Source organism: Haladaptatus sp. DYF46 (genome assembly GCF_021083305.1).
Classification (GTDB): Archaea; Halobacteriota; Halobacteria; order Halobacteriales; family Haladaptataceae; genus Haladaptatus.
Window position 1 is genome coordinate 139,747 of record NZ_JAJFAY010000001.1, and the last position, 22,934, is coordinate 162,680.

The 22,934-nt window shown below is 61.5% G+C and carries 18 protein-coding genes and 1 tRNA gene; 12 read left to right on the forward strand and 7 right to left on the reverse strand.

Annotation, left to right across the window (positions count from 1 at the left end):
- Positions 1–106: 106 nt before the first annotated feature.
- The 4 genes from LJF34_RS00780 to LJF34_RS00795 are packed head-to-tail and all read left to right on the forward strand — an operon-like array spanning position 107 to position 7,745.
- Positions 107–2,179, forward strand: coding sequence for a serine protein kinase PrkA (locus tag LJF34_RS00780; protein WP_231182731.1), 2,073 nt, complete (start codon positions 107–109; stop codon positions 2,177–2,179).
- Between the two features lie 3 nt (positions 2,180–2,182).
- Positions 2,183–4,468 carry a kinase anchor protein gene (locus LJF34_RS00785; RefSeq protein ID WP_231182732.1) on the forward strand — a complete coding sequence of 762 codons (2,286 nt, stop codon included), beginning with the start codon at positions 2,183–2,185 and terminating at the stop codon, positions 4,466–4,468.
- Positions 4,459–5,766: a YeaH/YhbH family protein gene (locus LJF34_RS00790; RefSeq protein WP_231182733.1), complete on the forward strand. Its 1,308-nt coding sequence runs from the start codon at positions 4,459–4,461 to the stop codon at positions 5,764–5,766. The genes LJF34_RS00785 and LJF34_RS00790 overlap by 10 nt, the downstream gene beginning before the upstream one ends.
- Complete coding sequence (locus LJF34_RS00795; RefSeq protein ID WP_231182734.1) at positions 5,763–7,745, forward strand: SpoVR family protein; 1,983 nt, start codon at positions 5,763–5,765, stop codon at positions 7,743–7,745. Before LJF34_RS00790 ends, LJF34_RS00795 begins: the two co-directional genes overlap by 4 nt.
- On the opposite strand, the gene LJF34_RS00800 is transcribed toward LJF34_RS00795, so the two are convergent.
- The 3 genes from LJF34_RS00800 to LJF34_RS00810 all read right to left on the reverse strand — a co-directional run bounded on the left by LJF34_RS00800 (position 7,737) and on the right by LJF34_RS00810 (position 11,636).
- Positions 7,737–8,942, reverse strand: coding sequence for a HalOD1 output domain-containing protein (locus LJF34_RS00800; protein ID WP_231182735.1), 1,206 nt, complete (start codon positions 8,940–8,942; stop codon positions 7,737–7,739). The two genes, LJF34_RS00795 and LJF34_RS00800, sit on opposite strands and share 9 nt — an antisense overlap.
- Positions 8,943–9,473: 531 nt before the next feature.
- Positions 9,474–9,548 (reverse strand) — tRNA-Glu (locus tag LJF34_RS00805).
- A gap of 120 nt (positions 9,549–9,668) precedes the next feature.
- A complete protein-coding gene (locus tag LJF34_RS00810) occupies positions 9,669–11,636 on the reverse strand; it encodes a 3-hydroxyacyl-CoA dehydrogenase/enoyl-CoA hydratase family protein (RefSeq protein WP_231182736.1) in 1,968 nt (655 codons plus the stop codon).
- A gap of 115 nt (positions 11,637–11,751) precedes the next feature.
- Between LJF34_RS00810 and LJF34_RS00815 the strand changes: the two genes are divergently transcribed.
- The 3 genes from LJF34_RS00815 (at position 11,752) to LJF34_RS00825 (ending at position 15,072) form a co-directional block, all read left to right on the forward strand.
- Positions 11,752–12,906 carry an acyl-CoA dehydrogenase family protein gene (locus tag LJF34_RS00815; RefSeq protein ID WP_231182737.1) on the forward strand — a complete coding sequence of 385 codons (1,155 nt, stop codon included), beginning with the start codon at positions 11,752–11,754 and terminating at the stop codon, positions 12,904–12,906.
- Positions 12,907–12,976: 70 nt separating this feature from the next.
- Positions 12,977–13,348 (forward strand): hypothetical protein, encoded by a 372-nt coding sequence (locus LJF34_RS00820; protein ID WP_231182738.1) that lies wholly within the window; start codon positions 12,977–12,979, stop codon positions 13,346–13,348.
- Positions 13,349–13,575: 227 nt separating this feature from the next.
- Positions 13,576–15,072, forward strand: coding sequence for a S8 family serine peptidase (locus LJF34_RS00825; protein WP_303646665.1), 1,497 nt, complete (start codon positions 13,576–13,578; stop codon positions 15,070–15,072).
- 99 nt (positions 15,073–15,171) lie between these two features.
- On the opposite strand, the gene LJF34_RS00830 is transcribed toward LJF34_RS00825, so the two are convergent.
- On the reverse strand, positions 15,172–15,789 hold the full coding sequence (locus LJF34_RS00830; RefSeq protein ID WP_231182739.1) for a DNA-3-methyladenine glycosylase 2 family protein: 618 nt from the start codon (positions 15,787–15,789) through the stop codon (positions 15,172–15,174).
- Between the two features lie 95 nt (positions 15,790–15,884).
- Positions 15,885–17,243 carry a RimK family alpha-L-glutamate ligase gene (locus tag LJF34_RS00835; protein ID WP_231182740.1) on the reverse strand — a complete coding sequence of 453 codons (1,359 nt, stop codon included), beginning with the start codon at positions 17,241–17,243 and terminating at the stop codon, positions 15,885–15,887.
- 134 nt (positions 17,244–17,377) lie between these two features.
- On the opposite strand from LJF34_RS00835, the gene LJF34_RS00840 reads away from it, so the two are divergent.
- The 5 genes from LJF34_RS00840 (at position 17,378) to LJF34_RS00860 (ending at position 22,181) form a co-directional block, all read left to right on the forward strand.
- Positions 17,378–18,454, forward strand: a complete 1,077-nt coding sequence (locus tag LJF34_RS00840; protein ID WP_231182741.1) for a succinylglutamate desuccinylase/aspartoacylase family protein — start codon at positions 17,378–17,380, stop codon at positions 18,452–18,454.
- 247 nt (positions 18,455–18,701) lie between these two features.
- The gene (sdhC, locus tag LJF34_RS00845) at positions 18,702–19,097 is read left to right on the forward strand and encodes a succinate dehydrogenase, cytochrome b556 subunit (protein WP_231182742.1); all 396 of its coding nucleotides are present in this window, start codon (positions 18,702–18,704) and stop codon (positions 19,095–19,097) included.
- A complete protein-coding gene (locus LJF34_RS00850) occupies positions 19,098–19,466 on the forward strand; it encodes a succinate dehydrogenase hydrophobic membrane anchor subunit (protein ID WP_231182743.1) in 369 nt (122 codons plus the stop codon). It begins immediately after the preceding gene.
- Positions 19,463–20,329: a succinate dehydrogenase/fumarate reductase iron-sulfur subunit gene (locus tag LJF34_RS00855; RefSeq protein ID WP_231182744.1), complete on the forward strand. Its 867-nt coding sequence runs from the start codon at positions 19,463–19,465 to the stop codon at positions 20,327–20,329. Before LJF34_RS00850 ends, LJF34_RS00855 begins: the two co-directional genes overlap by 4 nt.
- A gap of 16 nt (positions 20,330–20,345) precedes the next feature.
- On the forward strand, positions 20,346–22,181 hold the full coding sequence (locus tag LJF34_RS00860) for an FAD-binding protein (protein WP_231182745.1): 1,836 nt from the start codon (positions 20,346–20,348) through the stop codon (positions 22,179–22,181).
- A 299-nt stretch (positions 22,182–22,480) separates the two neighbouring features.
- On the opposite strand, the gene LJF34_RS00865 is transcribed toward LJF34_RS00860, so the two are convergent.
- Together LJF34_RS00865 and LJF34_RS00870 are read right to left on the reverse strand one after the other, a co-directional pair.
- Positions 22,481–22,678 carry a DUF1427 family protein gene (locus tag LJF34_RS00865; RefSeq protein ID WP_231182746.1) on the reverse strand — a complete coding sequence of 66 codons (198 nt, stop codon included), beginning with the start codon at positions 22,676–22,678 and terminating at the stop codon, positions 22,481–22,483.
- A 42-nt stretch (positions 22,679–22,720) separates the two neighbouring features.
- A complete protein-coding gene (locus LJF34_RS00870; protein WP_231182747.1) occupies positions 22,721–22,873 on the reverse strand; it encodes a hypothetical protein in 153 nt (50 codons plus the stop codon).
- Between the last annotated feature and the right edge of the window lie 61 nt (positions 22,874–22,934).

Below are 22,934 nucleotides of genomic sequence, written 5' to 3' on the forward strand. Positions count from 1 at the left end.
ATCTTTGTGAATGCGTGCCGACTACGTATGCCCCGCCGGTATCGGACCGCCCGGTCGGTCTCTCTCTCCCTCGGTCCATCCGAACTCCCAAACAATGCGTGATACAATGAAAGGTGACATCGAAACGCTGGACGACCTCAGCCGCAGTTACCAGGAATCGATGCCGGAAGACCTCCGTGAAACGAAGTCCTTCGACTGGTACCTACGGGAGGTGTACGAAGACCCGAAGGTAGCCCGAAACGCCCACCAGCGAGTCGCGGACATGTTCGACTACTACGGCACGGAGTACGACGAAGACTCCGGCGTCGTCGAGTACAGACTCGCGTCAGAAGACCCCATATTCGACGGGGAGAACACGTTCTACGGCCGTGAAATCCACCGTGCGATCCACGAGTTCGTGAACAAGGTGAAGAGCGGTGCGCGCGGACTCGGCCCCGAAAAGCGCATCAAGTTACTCCTCGGGCCGGTCGGGTCGGGTAAATCCGACTTCGACCGACAGGTCCGCAAGTATTTCGAGGATTACACCCTCAACGACGAGGGGCGACTGTACACCTTCCGGTGGACGAACCTCTGTGACGTCATCCCGGATCAGGACCCGTCCGACGACGTGATCCGGTCCCCGATGAATCAGGATCCGCTCGTCCTCCTCCCGCTCGAACAGCGCCAGCGCGTCATCGACGACATCAACGAGGAGCTAGACGCTCCCTATACGATCAAGAACGAACAGGCGTTGGACCCCGCGAGCGAGTTCTACATGGACTCGCTGCTGGCGTACTACGACGACGACATCAAACAGGTGCTCGAAAACCACATCGAGATATTCCGCCTCGTCGCCGACGAGAACAAGCGCCAGTCCGTCGAGACGTTCGAGCCGAAGGACAAGAAGAATCAGGACGAGACGGAGTTGACGGGCGACGTCAACTACTCGAAGATCGCCATCTACGGCGAATCCGACCCGCGCGCGTTCGATTACTCCGGCGCGTTCTGTAACGCGAACCGGGGCATCTTCAGCGGCGAGGAGTTGCTCAAACTCCAGCGGGAGTTCCTGTACGACTTCCTGCACGCCACCCAGGAACAGACCATCAAGCCGAAGAACAACCCGCGTATCGACATCGATCAGGTCATCGTCGGCCGGACCAACATGCCCGAGTACCGGGACAAGAAGGGCGACGAGAAGATGGAGGCGTTCAACGACCGGACGAAGCGCATCGACTTCCCGTACGTCCTCGAATACGAATCCGAGGCCGACATCTACCGGAAGATGCTCCGCAACGCGGACGTTCCGGACGTCCACATCGAGCCACACACCTTGGAGATGGCCGGCCTGTTCGGCGTCCTGACCCGCGTCGAGGAACCGGACACCGAGATGGTCGACCTCCTCCAGAAGGCCAAATCCTACAACGGTGAAATCGAGGACACGGACGACGTGGACGTGAAGAAACTCCGCGAGGAAGCCGAAGGCAAGGCCGACATCGGCGAGGGAATGGAAGGCGTCTCCGCGCGGTTCATCGGTGACGAGATCGCGGAAGCCATCATGAACTCCACGCACCGAAGCCGCGGCTTCCTGAGTCCGCTGTCGGTGTTCAACCACTTCGAGGAGAACCTGGAGAACCACGGTTCCATCCCCGAGGAGAACTTCGAGACCTACTACCGCTACCTCGAAACCGTTCGCGGCGAGTACCGCGAACGCGCCATCGAGGACGTGCGCCACGCGCTCGCCTACGACATCGACGAGATCCAGCGACAGGGCGAGAAGTACATGGATCACGTGATGGCCTACATCGATAACGCCACCGTCGAGGACGAACTGACGGGGCGCGAGCAGGAACCCGACGAGAGCTTCCTGCGCGCCGTCGAGGAGAAACTGGAAGTCCCCCGCGACCGCAAGGACGACTTCCGGCAGGAAGTGTCGAACTGGGTGTCGCGGCGCGCCCGCGAGGGGCAGGCGTTCGACCCGCAGGACAACGACCGCCTGCGCCGCGCCTTGGAGCGCAAACTCTGGGAGGACAAGAAACACAACATCAACTTCTCGGCGTTGGTGTCGGCGAACGAGATGGACAACGACGAACAGAACGCGTGGGTGGACGCGCTCATGGAGCAGGGCTACTCACGCGAGGGCGCAAAGGAGGTGCTCGAATTCGCCGGGGCCGAAGTCGCCCGCGCCGAAATGGAGGAGTGACCAGTGACCGAAGGGAACGACTACATCGACGACGCGAACCGTGAACTCCGCGAGACGTACGAGGAGCCGATGAGCCTTGCGGAGTACGTAGACGCGGCGTTCGAAAACCCGACTATCGCCTCGCACGCGAGCAAGTACCTCCTCGAAGCCATCGAGTCGATGGGTACCCGGAGCGTCGTGGAGGAGGGCGAGGAGAAGGAGCGTTACAACTTCTTCGACGACCCGCACAACGGCGGCGAACACGCCATCCTCGGCAACACGGAGGTGCTGAACGCGTTCGTGGACGACCTGCGGTCCATCGCGGCGCGTCGCGGCAAGGAGGAGAAGATAATCTGGTTCGCCGGACCGACGGCGACCGGAAAGTCCGAACTCAAACGCTGTCTGGTCAACGGCCTCCGGGAGTACTCGAAGACGCCCGAGGGACGGCGTTACACCGTCGAGTGGAACATCGCCACCGCGTCGGAAGCGCCGGGGCTGACCTACGGCGACGACGCGGTGGCGACGAGCGAGGAGCATTGGTTCGCCAGTCCCGTCCAGTCACACCCGCTCCTCGTCTTCCCGCAGCAGGTGCGAGAGCGACTGCTCGAAGGGTTGAACGACCGCATCGACGACCACCTCGACGTCCTCGTCGAAGGAAAAATCGACCCGTTCAGCCGGGAGGCGTACGACTATCTCGAAGAGCAGTACCGACGTGAGGGCGAGGAGGAACTGTTCACGGCCATTACCGACCCGGCACACCTCCGGGTGAAGAACTACGTCGTGGACATCGGCGACGGCATCGGCGTCCTCCACTCGGAGGACAGCGGCCGTCCCAAACAGCGACTGGTCGGTAGTTGGATGCAGGGGATGTTGCAGGAACTCGACTCCCGCGGACGCAAGAATCCGCAGGCATTCAGTTACGACGGCGTCCTCTCGCAGGGTAACGGCCTGCTGACCATCGTGGAGGACGCGGCCCAACACGCGGACCTGCTCCAGAAACTGCTCAACGTCCCCGACGAGAAGGCGGTGAAACTGGACAAGGGCATCCAGATGGACATCGATACGCAGCTCGTCATCATCTCGAATCCCGACCTCGAAGCCCAGTTGAACCAGCACGCGGACGCCGGCGGTGCGGACCCGCTTCGCGCGCTGAAACGTCGCCTCGACCGTCGGGAGTTCCGCTACCTGACGAACCTCAGTCTGGAGGCCGAACTCATCAGGCGCGAACTCACGAACGAGACGACGGTGTGGCAGGCGGACGTGTACGACGAACTCGACGCCCGGATTCGGGAATCGGTCGGCGTTCAGGTTCGAGACGGCGACGACATCAACGAGCGCGAAATCGCGCCGCACGCCATCGAATCCGCCGCGCTGTACAGCGTGGTGTCCCGACTCGACGCGAGCGACGTGCCCGCCGGACTCGACCTCGTCGACAAGGCCGTTCTCTTCGACCGCGGGTACCTGTTGGACGGCGACGAGCGCATCGAGAAGGACGATTTCGACTTCGACGACGACGCGACGGACGGGTCGGGCGGTATCCCGGTCACGTACACCCGTGACATCATTGCCGGACTGCTCAACGAAATCCGTGACCGGCACCACCCCGACTACGACGTCGAGCAGGTCATCATGCCTCGCGACGTTCTGAACGCGATGGCCGAGAGCATCGGCGACGCCCCCGTGTTCTCCGCGGCCGAGCGCACCGAGTACGAGAACCGCCTCGTGCCCGTGAAGAACCACATCTTCCAACAGCAGGAAAGCGACGTGCTGGACGCCATCATGCGCGACCGGCGGGTGGACGAGGAGACGGTGGCCGAATACATCGAACACGTCTACGCGTGGGCGACCGGCGAGGACGTCGAAAACGAACGCGGCGAGCCTATCGAACCGGACGCGCTGAAGATGAAGGTGTTCGAGACGGAACACCTCGGCCGGTTCACCCCCGACGCCTACGAGGTGAATCACGAACCGAGTCCGGCGGTGACCGAGTTCCGCCGGAACAAGGTCATCACCGCGTTGAACCGCCACGCGTGGGAGAACCGGAACGAGGAGTTCGAAGTCGGCAACATCGATCCGAAGGAGGTTCCGATCATCAAAACAGTACTCGCAAACAACGACTGGGACGACGTGCACCGCGTCTACGAGGACTTCAACCCCAACCAGTGGGAGAGTCCGCCGAAGAACACCGAGACGGCCGAGGTGAAAGAACAGGCCATCCAAAACCTACAGGACCTGTTCGGCTACTCGCCCGCCTCGGCCGAACTGACCAGCCAGCACGTCATGAATCAGGTGAGCTACAAATGGGATTGAGAGACGACCTCGAACGGTACCGTGAAGTCGGCGAGGACCGCCGTGAGGACCTCGCGGAGTTCATCCAATACGGCGACCTCGGCCAGAGTCTCCCGGACGAGATTCACATCCCCATCAAAATCGTGGACCTCCCGGAGTTCCAGTACGACCGCCGCGACAAGGGCGGCGTCGGCCAAGGGAAACCCGATGTGGGCGACCCGGTCGGTCAGCCCCAACCCCAACCCGGGGACGACGGGGACGAAGGCGACCCCGGCGACGAGTCGGACGAACACGGCTACTACGAGATGGATCCCGAGGAGTTCGCCGAGGAGTTGGACGACGAACTCGGCCTCGACCTCCAACCGAAAGGAAAGGAGGTCGTCGAGGAGATAGAGGGCGACTTCACCGACATGACGAAGACCGGTCCCGACAGCACGCTCGACTTCGAGCGGATGTTCAAGCAGGGACTGAAGCGAAAGCTCGCGATGGACTTCGACCCCGACTACATCCGCGAAGCGATGGGCGTCGAAGGCTGGGGACCGGACGAAGTGTTCCGATGGGCGCGGGAGAACAACCTCACCGTCTCGAAGCGGTGGGTCGAGGAGAACTACGACGACCTCCCCGCGGACGAGCGCTCGAAGTGGGAGAGCATCGAGGAGATGGAGTCGAAGGTCGAACCGACGACCACGGCACAGAAAATCCGGGAACACGGCGTCAAAAACATCCCCTTCCGTCGGGAGGACGAGCGCTACCGCTACCCCGAAATCATCGAGGAGCGCGAGAAGAACGTCGTCGTCGTCAACATCCGCGACGTGTCCGGGTCGATGCGCGAGAAGAAGCGCGAACTGGTCGAGCGGACGTTCACCCCGCTGGACTGGTACCTGACCGGGAAGTACGACACGGCGGAGTTCGTCTACATCGCCCACGACGCGGAGGCGTGGCGCGTCGAACGCGACGAGTTCTTCGGCATCCGGTCGGGCGGCGGGACGAAAATCTCGTCGGCCTACGAACTCGCGGGTCGCATCCTCGAAGAGGAGTACCCGTGGGCCGACTGGAACCGCTACGTGTTCGCGGCGGGCGACAGCGAAAACAGCCGGAACGACACCGAGGAGAACGTCATTCCACGGATGGAGGAGATTCCGGCGAACCTCCACGCCTACGTCGAAACGCAACCGGAGGGCAAGGCCATCAACGCGACCCACGCGGAGGAGGTCGAACGCCACTTCGACGAGTCGGATACCGTCGCCGTCAGCTACGTCAACGGTCCGGAGGACGTGACGGACGCGATTTACGAAATCCTCAGTACGGAGGCATCATGAACGAGCGAATCGAAACACAGCGCGAGGCGGAACAGGTGCGCGAACCGGTCGTGGAAGCGCGGAAACTCGCGCAGAAACTCGGTCTCGACCCGTACCCCGTCAAGTACTGGATCGTCGATTACGACGAGATGAACGAACTCATCGCCTACGACGGGTTTCAGGAACGATACCCGCACTGGCGCTGGGGGATGAAGTACGACCGCCAGCAAAAACAGGGTCAGTACGCGGGCGGCAAGGCGTTCGAAATCGTCATCAACGACGACCCCGCTCACGCCTTCCTCCAGCAGTCGAACAGCCTCGCGGACCAGAAAGCCGTCATCACTCACGTCGAAGCCCACTCGGACTTCTTCGCCAACAATCGCTGGTATCGGATGTTCGCGGACGAACTGGACGCGGCGGCGCTCCTCTCGCGTCACGCGGACCGCGTGCGTCGCATCATGAGCGACCCCGAAATCGACCGCGAGGAGGTCGAAAAGTGGATCGACAACGTCCTCTGCTTGCAGGACAACATCGACCAGCATCAGGCGTTCAAACACCAGCACCGAGTCGAAGACGAGGAACACGAGACGGACGAACTCGGGGACCAACTCTCGGAGATGAACCTCAGCGACGAGGTCCGTGACGAGGTGTTCGACGACGAATGGCTGGAAGCACAGGAGGAAAAACAGGCCGGGACGCTGGAGGAACCAGAAAAGGATCTCCTCGCGTACCTCCGCGACCACGGGCACGCCTACGAACCCGACGAGGGCAAGGCCGCCGAGATGGAGGAGTGGCAGACGGAGATTCTGGAGATGCTCCGCACCGAATCCTACTACTTCGCGGCCCAGAAGACGACGAAGGTGATGAACGAGGGATGGGCCGCCTACTGGGAATCGATGATGATGGGCGAGGAGTGCTTTGCGGGCACGGACGAGTTCATCGAATACGCCGACCACCAAGCCCGCGTCCTCGGGTCCCCGGGGCTGAACCCCTACAAACTCGGTAAACAACTCTGGGAGTACATCGAAAACACCGAAAATCGGCGCGAAGTCGTCCGGAAACTCCTTCGCGTGCGCGGAATCACGTGGCGTAACTTCCACGATGTCGTCGACTTCGAGCAGGTCGCGGACCTCCTCGAACCCGACCCGGCGCTGGAAACGGTAACGTCGGGGACGCTCTCGGACCTCCAATCGCTTCCCGCATCGAAAATCGATGCCGAGGCGCTGGAGCGTGCGAACGAAGGCGATATCGACGTCGATAGCCACCCGTGGAAGGTGCTCACCTACGAGGGACTGGCGGAGCGTCACTTCTCGCTCTGCAAACTCCAGAATCAAGGATTCCTCGAAGCCATCTCGCAGGCGGATTTGGAGCAGTACGCCCGCTACATGATGGACGACGAGCGGTACGGGAGCATCGAGGAAGCGATGGCAGACGTCGAGTACACCGCCGGATGGGACCGGATGTACGAGGTTCGGTCCAGCCACAACGACGTGACGTTCCTCGACGGCTTCCTGACCAAGGAGTTCGTGGTGGACAACGAGTACTTCACCTACGAGTTCAGTCGGACGACCGGCGACTATCGGGTGTCGAGTACGGAGTACGAGGACGTGAAGAAGAAACTGATGCTTCAGTTCACCAACTTCGGAAAGCCGACGATGGCCGTCTACGACGGCAACTACGACAACAAGAGCGAGTTGCTCCTCGGTCACCACTACAACGGTGTCATGCTGGATTTGGAGCAGGCAACGCGAACGCTCGAACGCATTTACGAACTGTGGGGCCACCCGGTGAACCTGAAGACCATCGTGAAGGAGATCGACGAACGCGACGCCGAAATCGCCCGGCGGCGTGATCGCGAACCGGAACCCGAAGAGCAGGGAAAACTCCTCCGTTACGATGGGAACGAGTTCGAGATGCGCGACCTGCCGTGGAGCGAAGTCGAGGACATCGCCGCGACGGACGTGGATTACAACACGAAACCGGACGAGTGGCTAGCGTGATTCGTAGAGTTTGATCTCGCCGCTGTCGACCACCACTTCGTATCCTTCGTACTCGAACGCCGCGTAGACGGAGACATCCCCGTGGTCCGACAGTCGCTGAAGCGCGTCGATATCGATGACGTCGGCGAGGACGGGTCGTAGTTCGGTCGCGTTCGTGTTTTGAACGTCGCCCAACGCCCGTGCGAGCGTCACGGCTATCGAATCCGGTGCCGTCCCGTACACCGTCCAATACGTCTCGTCGGACTCGTCCACCGAGGAGTCACTCGGCCGAATGGACTCCCGGTTCGGAAGAGCGGGCGGCACCTCCGGGGAGGAGTCGTCCGCGGTCAACCGAACGTATCGGTCCAGGGTTCCGCTTTCGACGGTCGAGGATACCATCTCGCCGTCCCGTTCGAGAACGCCGGCGTCGGCCAACTCCGGCAGATGGACGTGATGGAGGGTGATGTGAACCCGTTCTCGTTCGTTCTCGCTCGCCGTTCCCGACCCTTCCCACTCGGCGATTCGCCGTGCGATCGCCGAGATAGGTGCGCGGTCGGCGATTTCGACGAGGTAGCGACAGACGAGTCGTCGTCGCGGAGTCCCGAGGAGCGCCAAGAGGACGTCCGCGGAAACGTTCTCCACGTCCCCGGAGCGCCCGTGAACCGCGTCGAATAACGAACACAGCATCGCTATCGTCGCGTCGTCGTGGAGGTCCGGGTCGATATGGAAGTGTGCGAGGACGTTCTGCTGGCGGAGATACTCTGTCAACGAGTGTAAAAATCGAAACGCCGCTGTCCGGTCTACGTGCCGAAGCGACGACGATATCGAGTCGAAACAGAGTACCGTTTTCCCGTCGTTCGCCGACCATTGATCGAGATACAAGTGAATCGTGGTTTCGAGACGACCGAGGCTGGCGGGGCTAGCGAGCGAGATGGCGTTGCTATCACCGCGGGGCTCCAAGCGGTGTGTTCCGGTCCGTGCACCGCCGCCGCCGACGGAGATGATTCCGAGCTCCGTCGGTTCCTCGCCGACGTGCGATTCCCAGTGGTCGTACACAACCTTCGGAGCGCGGTTGTACGTCACGAGGAGGACGTTTCTATCCGCTTCCTCTTTGCACGATAACCAACGTATGCAGTCGTCATCGCCGTCTCGACCCAATGCGGCAGTGCAGAGGAGAATGGAACCGGTGCTGAATACGGAATCGCTTGCTATAGTCATGTCGTTTATTTCTGAAACTTATTTGCTTCTCCCGATCGGAGAACGTATCGTCTGACGTTTTATCTAGAGACAGCCGAGAATAATAAAGATATCCGCTAGTTCTTTGAATAGCCAAACATTCGCAGTTTGTTCTCGAATTTTACAAGGCTATTTTATGGCGGATTTGGTGTATTCTAATCCTGGTGGAATTATTGTATTGTGATCAAAATACGACACCGACTTCGCACGAATACTTCGACAGAAATCACCAGCACCGTTCATGATCCTCGTTTGTTATTCGAACGTGCGCCGCGACAGCACGGAGTCATCCCCGCGCACTGGTCCTCGCGACTTCGTTCCTCGAAAAGATACGAAATTGACATATGCGGTCAGGGATTTGAACCACCTGAAGACGCTTCCTCGCCTTCGGCGAGACTGCCTCTTCCGTACTTCAAATCCCAGACGCTGCGCTTTTCCTCGTCACACGGGAAGAGCGAAGCTCTTCCCTGCTCTCGTTCGCTACGCTCACGAGAACTTTGTTCCTCGAAAAAGTGCTCGGTCAGGGATTTGAACCCTGGTCCTCGGCTCGAAAGGCCAAGATGATTGGCCGGACTACACCAACCGAGCGTAGCGCGCTTCTGCGCACTCATTGCTTTCTGGTGGACTAGTTTAAACCTTCCGTTATCGACCGACAGCGGGCGGATTTCGCGTCAATCGGTGCCACCCCGTTTGGGATGGGGTGTCAGTCTACTTCCCCTCGAATTCGGGTTCCTGTTTTCCCATGAAGGCGGTGATTCCTTCCATCAGATCGTCGGTGGCCATCAGGTGGCCGAAGGCTTGCGCCTCGATTTCGAGTCCCGCTTCAGTGCTCTCCCAGCCCTTGAGCATCGCACGCTTCGTGAACTTCTGTGCGATCGGCGGGCCGCCCGCGAGTTTCGCGGCGAGTTCGAACGCGCTGTCCTCGAACTCCTCGGTCGGCACGACCTCGTTCACGAAGCCGTAATCGGCCATCGTCTCGGGGTCGAAGCGGTCCGCGGTGAAGATTATCTCCTTCGCTCGTCCCTCACCGACGATGTGCTGGAGGCGTTGGGTGCCGCCCCATCCCGGTAAGAGGCCGAGGTCGTGTTCCGGTTGGCCGAGTTCGGAGCGCTCGCTGGCGATTCGAAGGTCGGCACACATGGACAGTTCCATGCCGCCGCCGAGACAGTAGCCGTCGATTCCGGCGACGACGGGCATCGGACAGGATTCGAGTTTCCCGAACGTCTCCTGGCCCTTCCGCGAGAGGTCGATGGCACCGATGGGGTCGGCACCGCCCGCGGCCATGCTCTGAACGTCGGCACCGGCGGAAAACGCCTTGTCGCCCTCGCCCGTGATGAGGATTGCGCGAACGTCGTCGTCCGCCTCCAACTGGTCGATTGCCTCGGCGAGTTCGTCGAGGAGTTGCCCGCTGATGGTGTTCATGCGGTGCGGACGGTCGAGGACGATCTGGCCGACCATCTCGCCCGGTTTCTCGATGCGGACGGCTTCGAACTCGATACCCTCGTCCTCGTCTTTGTCCGCGAAGCCGCCGACTTCGGCACGCTCTTCGAGGTAGTCCGCGGGTTCGTAGCGCGCCGCACCCGTCTCCTCGTGGAGGGATTCGAGCGTTTCGAGCAGGGTGTCCAGTCCGGCGTCGTCGGCCATCCGGGCCGGGCCTTCCGGGAAGCCGGCGCCGAGCATGACCGCCTCGTCGATCTCGTTCGCCGGTGCGACGTCGTTGCCGACGAGATTCGCGACTTCGTTCGCCATCACGGCCTGCAGGCGGAGGACGATGTCCTCGCTTCCGGCGTCTGTCGGGACGTCCACGCCGCCGTTCTCGTAGTCGTAAAAGCCCTTCCCGGTCTTCTTGCCGAGGTTTCCTTCCTCCACCTTCTCGGCGAGGAGCGGGCACGGTTCGTAGGCGTCACCGAGCACCTCGTGCATGTATTCGAGGACGTGGTAGCCGACGTCGACGCCGACTTGGTCGGCGAGTTCGAAACTGCCCATCGGCAGGCCCATGTCGAACTTCGTCGCGCTGTCGACTTCCTCGACGGTGGCGTCGCCGGACTCGACGATCCACGCCGCCTCGTTCATCAGGGGAACGAGGACGCGGTTGACGATGAAACCGGGGCTGTCCTTGCGCACGCGAACGGGAGTTTTGCCCATCTCCTCGGCCAACTCCTCGGTCACGTCGAGAACCTCCTCGTCGGTGTGTGCGCCCGTGATGACCTCGACGAGTTGCATCCGAACTGGCGGGTTGAAAAAGTGCATTCCACAGAACCGTTCGGGGCGGTTCGTCACCTCGGAGAGTTCCGTTATCGAGAGGCTGGACGTGTTCGTGGCGAAGATGGCGTGGTCCGGGGCGTACTCCTCCAGTTCGCCGTACACGTCCTTCTTGATGGCCATCTTCTCGGGAACAGCTTCGATAACGAAATCCGCGTCGGCGACGGCCTCTTCGAAGTCCACGAGGGGTGTCACGCGGTCCAGCGCGGCGTCCGCTTCCGCCTCGCTGATCTGTTCTTTTTCCGCGAGTTTCCCCAGACTCCACTCGATTCCCTCGTAGCCGTTCTGGACGAACTCCTCTTCGATGTCGCGCAGGTTCACGTCGAATCCCGCAAGTGCGGCGACTTCCGCGATTCCGTGGCCCATGTTGCCAGCACCGAGAACCGCTATGGTGTTGATATCTTCGAGCGCCATGTGAGAACCCTCGTTACGGGGGTGTTTCAACGTTTCTCTCTACTAACTAATAAACTTTCTTCGAGTTTATATCCGGTTACAAAACGATTTATCCGTTGCCCCGTAAGTCGTTGGCATGGACTTCGAACTGACCGACGAGCAGCAAGCGATCCGTGACGAAGTGCGACGATTCGCCGAGAACGAGGTCGAACCCATCGCCAAGGAGTACGACCAGAAGGAGGAGTACCCGTGGGAGATCATCGACAAGGCCGCCGAGATGGGCCTGACCGGCGCGAACATTCCCATCGAGTACGGCGGCGCGGGCTACTCGCCCCTCGAAGTCGCCATCATCGTCGAGGAACTGTTCGCCGTGGACCCCGGCATCGGCCTCTGTATCACGAGTACGGCCTTCGGCGGCGACGCCATCCGCGAGTTCGGCACCGAAGAGCAGAAAGAGGAGTACCTCGCCCCCGTCGCCGCCGGCGACGCCGTCATGGGTACCGCCATCAGCGAACCCGACACGGGATCCGACGTTTCGTCGGTTTCCACCACGGCCGAGAAGGACGGCGACGAGTGGGTCATCGACGGCAACAAGATGTGGATCACGAACGGGTCCATCGGCGACTTCTTCGTCGTCATGACGAAGACCGATCCCGAGGCCGAGGATCGCTACGCCGGCTTCTCGCAGATCATCGTCGAATCCGACCGCGACGGGTTCGAGGCCGACAAGATAACCGGCAAACTCGGCATCCGCGCCTCCGACACCGCCGAACTCATTTTCGACGACGTGCGCGTCCCCGAGGAGAACCTCGTCGGGACGCGCGGCATGGGTTTCCTCCAACTCATGCAGTTCTTCGACGAAACTCGGACGGCCGTCGCCGCACAGGGCGTCGGTATCGCCAAGGGTGCCTGTGAACGCGCCCTCGATTACGCCCAAGAGCGTGAACAGTTCGGGCGTTCAATCAGCGACTTCCAAGCGATTCAGCACAAACTCGCCGAGATGCACACGAACACGGAAGCCGCGCGCAACCTCACCTACAAATCCGCGTGGAGCGTCGCCAACGGCGACGGGCAACTGACCCAACTCGCGTCGATGGCGAAGGAGTTCTCCTCGCGTATCGCGGTCGAATGTGCGGACGAAGCGGTCCAGATTCACGGCGGGTCCGGGTACGTCAACGACTTCGACGTGGAGCGACTGTACCGCGACGCAAAGATCACCCAAATCTACGAGGGGACGACGGAAATTCAGAAGAACATCATCGCTCGCGAACTGCTTGGAAAGGGTTTCTGAGGCCGTTCCACTCGTGCCTACATGTGTAGGCATAGTTCTTTTACGGGAGTTGGATGTTGTATTAATAACGATGAGTTCCGACTTTACCGGCGTTCCGGGAGCGAATTCGAAGAACGACGACGTCCATTCGGACGACCTCGATGCGATGATGGCGGTGTTAGCGGACTATCGCCGTCGCTACGTCCTCTACCATCTTCGAAACTGCGAAACGCCCGTCGAACGCGAGGAACTCGCCGACCGGATCATCGACTGGGACGACCGGACGACCGAACACGACAAGCCGGACGTTCTCACCGAACTCCATCACAAACACATCCCGAAGCTGGAGGAGGCCGGCATCATCGAACGGGACGGCGAACGCGTTCTACTCGACGAGTCGGACGTGCCGATAACGTCGTACCTCGACCTCATCAGGGAGTTAGAACCCTCCACGAGTTTCTAGCTGGCACCATCGGGGACGGTATCTATCCTCTCTCCTCGATTCCGAATCGGGGAACGACTGCCCTTTCATTCGTCGTCTTCGTGGCATTTCCGCCGTCTCATCTCCTTCTTCCGATGACTAATTTGATTCAACTAGTCATCTTCTTGACAAAATATTCTTCTACTCTTATATTTTGCAATATTTTCGAATATTAAGATTAATGTGTGGCTGATAGTATGTGTAAACGAATGCCACGAAAACCGACGCGCCGTTCTTTCTTGAAGGGCGCAGGGGCCGCACTAACCGGAGTAGCACTGACGACGCCGACCGTTTCGGCACAGTCGCGGGAAGATCGATATATCGTCGACTTACGGGACGCCTCGTCCGACGTTCTCGACGGACTCGAAGTCGTCCATCGGTTGGACCAGATCGACATCGCCGTGGTCGAGGGCGAAAAAAGCGACGTCAGCGGAACGCGCCACTCGAAGGACGTCGAGATGGAGTTCGATCGAGCCGAAACCGAACACCACGAGAACCCCCACCACCATCCGCACGACACGCGCTACGACCTGCAATGGGACAAACAGGCACAGGACGTCCTGAAAGTCCACCGCAAGACGCGCGGCGAGGGAACGCGCGTCTCGGTCATCGACTCGGGTGCGCTCGAAACGCATCCGGACCTCCGGCACGCGCTCAACACGGACCTCTCGATGAACTTCACCGGCGACGGCGGGGACTTCAACCCGATACTGAGCGACCACGGAACGCACTGTGCGGGCATCATCGCCGCGGACGGATCGAACGAGGACGGCGTCATCGGCACCGCACCCGACACCGACCTCGTCGCCCTTCGCGTGTTCACCGGACCGTTCGCCGTCTTCGGCGACATCATCGCCGCGATGGAACACAGCGCGGAGATCGAATCCGACGTGGCGAACATGAGTCTCGGCGCGTATCCGCTCCCGAAGGATGCCGACACGGAACTGTTACAGGAGTCCATCGAACGGGCGGCGGACTTCGCGAACGAACAGGGAACGCTCATGGTCGCGGCGGCGGGGAACGACGCCGTGAATCTGGACGAGGATGGCGACGTCATCAGCCTCCCGAACGAGGCGGACAACGTGATGAGCATCAGCGCGACCGGCCCCATCGGGTTCCTCTGGGACGACGAGAAGCGCAAGGAGAAGCACGAGGAAAAACGCGGCCACGGCGGTTGGCATCACGACCGTCGTCACTACCGGCGGGCGCTTCGCCGTCTCCGCGAACCGACGACCGAACCGGCGTACTACACCAACTACGGCGCGGAGGCTATCGACATCAGTGCCCCCGGCGGGAACTTCGACCGAGAAGCGCCCGAGGACGCGAACGCACAGTACGACATGGTACTTAGCACGGTCTTCGAGTGGGGCGACGAGGACGACGACGCGGACATGGTTCCCGCGTACGCGTGGAAGGCGGGGACGAGCATGGCAGCACCGCAGGTGGCCGCCGTCGCCGCGCTGGTGAAGAGCGTCAACCCGCACGCGACGCCCGCCGAAGTGCGAGCGCATCTCGAAGCCACCGCCCGTGACCTGCGCGACCCGACGTACCACGGCGAAGGGCACCTCGACACGAAACACGCCGTGTGGCGGAACATTCGGAATCACCACCATCGACACGAACGCGGACACGGCCACGACGATGGCGACCATCACGGCGACGGACGCGGCCACGACGACGATGACGGCCACGGGCACGACGACTGACTATTCAGTCCTTCGGCAACGAGAAACCCGACGGCCCTCCTCGTTCTTTTTCCCGGTCGGATTCGATCCGCACCCGTCGTAACGATGGCCGTTTTCGAATCAGTCCGACTCGTACTCGGCCCAGATGTATCGGGTCGCGACCGAACGGTACGGCCGCCACCGTTCGCCGATTTCACGCATCTCCTCGCGCGTCAACTCCTCGCCGTCGCCGTACAACTGCTGGATGCCGCGCCGAACCGCGAGGTCGCCCAATGGGAGAATATCCTCGCGCTCCAGCACGAACAACAGGTACATTCTGGCGGTCCAGTCCCCGACGCCCTTGATTTCGGTTAGCGCGTCCACGACCTCCTGGTCCGAGTGGTCGGCCAACCCTTCCACGGTAAAATCGTCGCGCTGGAACGCACGCGCCGCGTTCTTGAGATACTCGACCTTCGTGCGCGAAAGCCCAGCGTCCCGAAGGGCCGCCTTCTCGGCGGCGAGTACCGCTTCCGGCGTCACGTCCCCGAGCAAGGTGAAGACGCGTTCTTTCACCGCCGCCGCGCTCGCCGTCGACAGTTGTTGATTGATAATGGAGATACAGAGCCGCTCGTACTCCGTCCAGTTCGCCTCCGTGTACGGGTCGTGTTTGTCGAGCAATTTGGCCATCACGGGGTCCGTTCGGAGGACGGTCTCCACGTCATCGAAATCCGTCCCATTCCCGTCGCGGGATGTCTCCATACTGTCCTTCGGTAGGGATTCGAACGTAAAAAACGGCGTGTTTGGAGCCGTTCACACCGCGTCCCCGTGTTCACGTCACCTTCGAACGCGGTCGATCACCCTTCCTGTTCTTCCTCTTCTTCCATCTCGGCTTCCTCCTCGCCGTCGACGCGGCGACGCACGTCCACCTGATAGTGTTCGAGGATGTCGCGGCCGAGGAGGACCGGGTAGTCCATGTGGCCTCGGTCCTCGATGCTCGCGGTGACGGTGTGGCGGTTGCCGCCGACACCGATGACCACGTCCACGACGGGGCGCGACTTGCTCGACTTTCGGCTTCCGGACTTGACGCGCGTCATGCTTTTGATGGGTCCGGCACCGATCTGCGCCGCGAGTTTGGTGTCGATGCTCGACCGAGTGGCACCGGTGTCGGATTTGGCGACGACCGTTTCCGACCCGCTCGTCCCGCTCACCAGGACCTCCTCGGTGTAGCCGATGACGACCGGTTCCGTCGGTTCCGACGTGGCGCTGACGGGTTTACACGACGGGACGGAATCGTCCAGCGTAGCGGAGAGTTCGTCGACGCGGGTGTCGTCCACTTCGCCGCCGCCCGCTTCGATCGCGACTTTTGCGATGTACGGGGCCGCGCTCCGTCCGGTCGCCTTGTACAGTCCCTTGAACCCGGCCGTCGGGTTCACTTCGAGGACGTACCAGCCGTCGTGCCCTTCGATGAGGTCCACACCGGCGTAGTCGAGGCCGATGACGTCGGTCGCTCGGCGGGCGATGTCGACCACGTCGTCGGGAAGCGCGTCGGACATGTCCTCGACGTCGCCGCCGAGCGCGACGTTCGTCCGCCAGTCGTTTTCCGGCGCGTAGCGGTTCATCGCGCCGACGATCCGGTCGCCGACGACGTAGACGCGGAGGTCCCGGTGTCGCCCCTCGTCGCGCTCGATGAGTTCCTGCAGGAACGCCTGTCGTTCGCCGACGCGCGGGTTGACCAACTCGTCCGCGCCGACCTTCCACGTCCCGCCGCCGTGCGTTCCGATGGCGGTCTTGTAGACGGCCTCCTCGCCGTAGTTCGACCGCCCGTCGTTCAGGCGGTCGGTGTTGAGCGCGAGGAGCGCGTCCGGGACTTGGACGCCCGCGTTCGTGAGACTCGCCGCGGTAGAGAACTTGTGAATCGCCGTCATGACCGCCTTGGGACGGTTGAGGGTCGGTACGAGCGAGTCGTAGATGTTCGCGAGACCGAGGGCCTCCGAGGGTTGTTCGGTGTTGGACAGCAGCAGTCGGTTCGCGACGACGTCGATGTCGGGTTCGAGCGTGATGGACCCGTCCTCTATCTCGACCGCCGTGTTCTCGTGGCGAAGCCACTCCGGTTCGTGGCCGAGGTCTTCGATGGCGTTGCAGATCGCTTTCGTTTCCTTGCTGTTGTGCAGACTGAGTACCCCTACGCAAACAGGTGAACCGTCAGAATCCATGTACGGTACATTTCGCCCGTCCGGCCTTAAATCGTTCTCACTTGATTTGAAGCGTCAACGGCTCTCACGGAATGGTTTCGGAATCGGACAGGTGTAGTAGTATGTTTTTATGCGGTCGCCCCTGAGTGCTGTACATGACCGGGGACGATGCGGAGCCGTTTACCTACAATGGCGGTATCGTGAAGCCGGGCGAGACGCAGAACATCCGGTACGGGATCAGCGAGACGTATCTCGGTGATCCCGTACGGATTCCCGTCACTATCATCAACGGGGAGTATCCGGGGCCGACGGTTTTTCTCTCTGCGGCGGCACACGGCGACGAACTCAACGGAATCGAGGTCGTCCGAGAGGTCGCCTACGACTGGAATCACGAGGAGTTACACGGCACCATCGTCTGTATGCCCGTACTCAACGTACCCGGCTTCCTCGCCCAACAGCGATACCTTCCCATCTACGACCGCGACCTGAACCGCTCGTTCCCCGGCCGTGAGGATTCGACGAGCGCGAAACGGATGGCCGATCAGATATATCGGAACTTCCTCGAACCGTGTGACCTCGGTATCGACTTTCACACGTCCACACGCGGCCGGACGAACATGCTCCACGTCAGGGCCGACATGCAGGACCCCGACGTCGCCCGGTTGGCACGCGCGTTCGGTTCGAACGTCATCATCTCCTCGTCAGGCCCGTCCGGGACGCTTCGACGGGAGGTGACCGACGGCGGCGCGCCGACGATAACCATCGAGATGGGCGAGGCCCACCGATTCCAGCGACACTTCATCGACCGGGCGCTCGAAGGCGTGATGAGCGTTTTCGCGGAGTACAACCTCCACCCGGACGACCCGGTGAAGTGGCCGGGTTGGCGGACCGTCATCGACGACGAGAAGGAAAAGACGTGGCTTCGCGCGGACGCCGGTGGCCTCGTCGAGATGCACTACGATCGCGGCTCGTTGGTTTACGAGGGAACGCCAATCTGTTCCATCACGAACCCGTTCAAGACGGAACGCGAAACCGTTGAAGCGCCCTTCACTGGCCTCCTCGTCGGTGTTCTCGAAAACCCGGTGGTGTATCCGGGCAACCCGCTCTGTCACATCGTCGAACTGAACGCGGACACCCGCCGGGCGCTGAAACGCGACCGGGCGCACGCCGAAACCGAGGGTGACGTGCAACCCCCGGGATACGTCGGCACGCCCGAACTCGCCGACCAGTGACCCCGGGTCGTTTCGACCGAGAAACCGGCAATCTTCGAGTTGACGACTCGACGACAGCTAATTTTGCCGCAAAACGGAAGCCGGACGGGCGAGAGGTCCGAATACCGCACTGATGGGGCACATTTGCGCCGAAATTCGACATCCGAAGCTCCCTTCGGAAGAGCTATCAACGCGGCCGCAGTTCGCCGGCGCGAACGCGGACAGGTAGTAACTTCTATTTGCTCCGAGTACCGACCATCCGATTGGAATGAGTCAATCGTACAACCGGGGCCTCATCGAGGACTTCGGCCGTTGGCGCGAATTTTCGGCCGGGATGTGGGCCTGGATTTTCCACAAATTTACCGGGTGGGTACTCATCGGCTACCTGTTCACGCACATTGCCGTGTTGAGTACCGCTACCGTTGGTGATGGGACCTACTACACCAATACCATCCAAGGACTCGAAGGGCTGACCATCGTCCGAATCGGTGAAATCGGTCTGCTCGCCGTAGCCGTTTTCCACATTCTCAACGGCGTCAGACTCCTCTTCGTCGACTTGGGTGTCGGACTCGAATCGCAGGACAAGAGCTTTTACGCCTCGCTTATCGTGACGGCCGTCATCGTCTTGGCGAGCGTTCCGACGTTCATGGAGGGGGCGTTCTGAATGGCTGAGCGCTACTCTTCCTTCCAGAGCGGAAGCATGACGTGGTTCCTCCAGCGCATCACGGCGGCGTTTCTCGTCGTCGTGCTGGCGTTCCACTTTTTCATGCTCCACTTCGTCCACCACGCGCCCGAGATAACGTTCGCGGGGACGCAAGCACGGATGTCCCAGTGGGGGTACTTCCTCACGATGACGCTGTTCCTCATCACGGCGGCGTTCCACGGCGTCAACGGCGTCTACGCCGCCCTGCTCAATCAGGGCCTCACGGGCGGTCGAAAGACCGCGGTCAAATGGGTCCTCATCGTGGCCGGCGTTCTGCTCTCGGCACAGGGAATCTACGTCGCACTCGTCATGAACGGGTTGATATCATGAGCACGCAACTATCCGAAGAGACGGAAGCCGAAACCGAAACGGAGCGCATCGAAACCCCCGGCGACCGCCGCCGAGCGGAAAAGAAGGCCCGAAACGAGCAGTCAACCGAGGCGCAGGAGTCGCCCGAGACGGACGAGGAGACGGTCCACCTCAAGGTGTTCCGCTACGACCCCGAGGTCGAGGGGAAGATGGAACCCCGCTTCGACGACTTCCACGTTCCCCTCGAGAAGGGGATGACCGTCCTCGACGCGTTGATGTACGCACGTGACCGCTTCGACACGACGCTCACGTTCCGTCACTCCTGTCGGCAGGCTATCTGCGGCAGCGACGCGCTGTTCATCAACGGCACGCAGCGACTCGGGTGCAAGACCCAGATTTCGGACTTGGACGGGCCGGTCCGCGTCGAACCGCTCCCGCACGCCGAGGTCGTCAAGGACCTCGTGGTCGATATGGAGCACTTCTACGACCAGATGCACTCGGTCGAACCCTACTTCCAGACGGACGACGAGCCGAGCGACGAACTGGAAGAACAGCGCCAGTCACGCGAGAACCGCGAGAAGATCAAGATGTCCACGCGCTGTATCTGGTGCGGCGCGTGTATGTCCTCGTGTAACATCGCGGCCGGCGACAACCAGTATCTCGGCCCGGCGGCGCTGAACAAGGCGTTCCGGTTCGCCATGGACAAACGCGAAGGCGAGGACATGCGGGAACACCGCTTCGAAACCCTCGATCAGGAACACGGCGTCTGGCGCTGCCAGACCCAGTTCTCCTGTACGAACGTCTGTCCGAAAGACATCCCGCTGACCGAGCACATTCAGGAACTCAAACGGGAAGCGGTGAAGAACAACCTCAAGTTCTGGTAAGCCTAATTCAGACACAATGTACGAACACGACGTAATCGTCGTCGGTGCGGGCGGTGCGGGACTTCGTGCGGCCATCGCGGCCCACGAGGAGGGTGCGGACGTCGCCCTCGTCACGAAGCTTCATCCCGTGCGAAGCCACACCGGCGCGGCGGAAGGCGGTATCAACGCGGCACTGAGAGAGGGCGACGACTGGGAACTCCACGCCTACGACACGATGAAGGGGTCGGACTACCTCGGCGACGCCCCGGCGATCGAGACGCTCTGTCAGGACAGCCCGAAAGAGACGATTCAGCTCGAACACTGGGGGATGGCGTTCTCCCGCGAGGACGACGGTCGGGTGTCCCAGCGCCCGTTCGGGGGACTCTCGTTCGCCCGAACGACCTACGCGGGCGCGGAGACGGGCCACCACCTGCTCCACACCATGTACGAGCAGGTCGTCAAACGCGGCATTCAGGTGTACGACGAGTGGTACGTCACCAACCTCGCCGTCACGAATCAGGACGACCCCGCGGAGCGCGACTGTCACGGCGTCGTCGGCTACGACATCAAGTCGGGCAACGTCGAAGGCTTCGTCGCCCGAGATGGCGTCATCCTGACGACCGGCGGCCTCGGACAGGTCTTCGACCACACGACCAACGCGGTGGCCAACACCGGCGACGGTGCCGCGATGGCCTACCGCGCGGGCGTCCCGCTGGAGGACATGGAGTTCATCCAGTTCCACCCGACGACGCTTCCCTCGACCGGGGTTCTCATCTCCGAGGGCGTGCGCGGCGAGGGCGGCATCCTCTACAACAGCGAGGGCGAGCGGTTCATGTTCGAACACGGCTACGCGAACAACGAGGGGGAACTCGCCTCCCGTGACGTGGTCGCCCGTGCCGAACTGACCGAAGTGAACAACGGACGGGGAATCAACGACGAGTACGTCCACCTCGACATGCGCCATCTCGGCGAGGAACGCATCATGGACCGCCTCGAAAACATCCTCCACCTCGCGGAGGACTTCGAGGGCGTCAACGCGCTCGAAGAACCGATGCCCGTCAAACCCGGTCAGCACTACGCGATGGGCGGCATCGAAACCGACGAGAACGGTCACACCTGCATCGACGGCCTGTACGCAGCGGGCGAGTGTGCCTGCGTGTCCGTTCACGGCTCGAACCGCCTCGGCGGCAACGCGCTGCCCGAACTCATCGTCTTCGGTGCCCGTGCGGGCCGTCACGCCGCCGGGACGGACCTCGGCGAACCGGAAATCACGACCGGCAAGACGGACGACACCGAGATGGGCGATGTCGATACGCCCGTCGAACCCGGTGCGGTCGCATCGGACGACGACGGCGCGGTGGCCGACGGCGGCGCGACGCTCGCCGACCCGACCCAGACGGTCGAAGCCGCGTTGGAGGCCGAGCGAAACCGCGTCGAAACCCTCCTCGAAAAGGACGACGGCATCCAGCAGGCCGAACTCCGCGCAAAACTCCAGAAGGCGATGACGGCGAACGTCAACGTCTTCCGGAACGAGGACGGCCTCAAGCAGGCCCTTCGCGACATCCGCGAGGTCCGCGAGGAGTATCAGGACGTGTACGTCAACGACCCGTCCCGCACCTTCAACACCGACCTCATCCACACCATCGAGATGCGGAACCTCATCGACCTCGCCGAGGCCATCACGCTCGGCGCGCTGGCCCGCGACGAGTTCCGCGGCGCTCACTGGCGACAGGAGAACCAGAACCGCCGCGACGACGTGTGGCTGAAACACACGCTCCTTTCGTGGGAGGACGGCACGCCGCAACTCTGGTACAAGCCGACCATCCTCGAAGGCGAGAACAAGACGTACGAGCCGAAAGAACGCAGTTACTAGAACCCACCTTTTGCTGCGGTCGCAGGCGGAAACGACGGCGGCCGCCGCCGTCGTTTCCGCTTGCCCCCTGGCAAAAGCTGGACCAAAAGCATACCTCCTTCATTTTGCCGAACGACTCGCCCAGCGAGTCGTTCGGCTCCATTCAGTCGGTAGCCCGGAAAATCTCCGATTTTCCGGTGACGAACTCGGAACGAGCTTTCGCTTGCTGATTTCGGTGGTCGCGCCGCTCTTCGTTTTCCAGTGTTTACGTAGAAGTCGTTTCGTTCGTTTGCGTCGGTACGTCCGTCATTTCGTCCGTTTCATCCGGCGAGCGTCGTGAGAAGCGCGTTGACGCTCCATCCGGTGGCATCGACGATTTTGAAACCGAGATAGATACCGACGATTCCCATGATACCCGGCAGTTCGGGCGGTGCGGGAATCGGCGCGCCGACGAACTTGAACAGTGCGCCGGTCAGCAGTCCGGTCAGTAGCGCGAGCGCGGTGAGTGTGTAATCCATCGGCTATGCACTCCGAAGACGGCGGTGAAAAGTGGTTCGGAGTCAACGGCACTGTGAGAGCGTGTGCGCCGCCGCCAACGGCATCGATATCCACGCCTCGTCTCGTGTAATGTCGGCGATGATGGCTAACTCGTCGCCGTCCTCGTCTTCGTCGACGGCGAACATCACGTCGCCGTCGGGAATCTGTTCGTCCAAGTCATCGGTTGCGCGTGTCCAATTCAGATTCGATCACCGTCATTCACTCGCCGTTGCTTGG

Coding starts and splice junctions, on each gene's coding strand:
- LJF34_RS00780 (WP_231182731.1), top strand. CDS start 107: ATGAAAGGTGACATCGAAACGCTGGACGACCTCAGCCGCAGTTACCAG.
- LJF34_RS00790 (WP_231182733.1), top strand. CDS start 4,459: ATGGGATTGAGAGACGACCTCGAACGGTACCGTGAAGTCGGCGAGGAC.
- LJF34_RS00795 (WP_231182734.1), top strand. CDS start 5,763: ATGAACGAGCGAATCGAAACACAGCGCGAGGCGGAACAGGTGCGCGAA.
- LJF34_RS00800 (WP_231182735.1), bottom strand. CDS start 8,942: ATGACTATAGCAAGCGATTCCGTATTCAGCACCGGTTCCATTCTCCTC.
- LJF34_RS00810 (WP_231182736.1), bottom strand. CDS start 11,636: ATGGCGCTCGAAGATATCAACACCATAGCGGTTCTCGGTGCTGGCAAC.
- LJF34_RS00815 (WP_231182737.1), top strand. CDS start 11,752: ATGGACTTCGAACTGACCGACGAGCAGCAAGCGATCCGTGACGAAGTG.
- LJF34_RS00820 (WP_231182738.1), top strand. CDS start 12,977: ATGAGTTCCGACTTTACCGGCGTTCCGGGAGCGAATTCGAAGAACGAC.
- LJF34_RS00825 (WP_303646665.1), top strand. CDS start 13,576: ATGCCACGAAAACCGACGCGCCGTTCTTTCTTGAAGGGCGCAGGGGCC.
- LJF34_RS00830 (WP_231182739.1), bottom strand. CDS start 15,789: ATGGAGACATCCCGCGACGGGAATGGGACGGATTTCGATGACGTGGAG.
- LJF34_RS00835 (WP_231182740.1), bottom strand. CDS start 17,243: ATGGATTCTGACGGTTCACCTGTTTGCGTAGGGGTACTCAGTCTGCAC.
- LJF34_RS00840 (WP_231182741.1), top strand. CDS start 17,378: ATGACCGGGGACGATGCGGAGCCGTTTACCTACAATGGCGGTATCGTG.
- sdhC (WP_231182742.1), top strand. CDS start 18,702: ATGAGTCAATCGTACAACCGGGGCCTCATCGAGGACTTCGGCCGTTGG.
- LJF34_RS00850 (WP_231182743.1), top strand. CDS start 19,098: ATGGCTGAGCGCTACTCTTCCTTCCAGAGCGGAAGCATGACGTGGTTC.
- LJF34_RS00855 (WP_231182744.1), top strand. CDS start 19,463: ATGAGCACGCAACTATCCGAAGAGACGGAAGCCGAAACCGAAACGGAG.
- LJF34_RS00860 (WP_231182745.1), top strand. CDS start 20,346: ATGTACGAACACGACGTAATCGTCGTCGGTGCGGGCGGTGCGGGACTT.
- LJF34_RS00865 (WP_231182746.1), bottom strand. CDS start 22,678: ATGGATTACACACTCACCGCGCTCGCGCTACTGACCGGACTGCTGACC.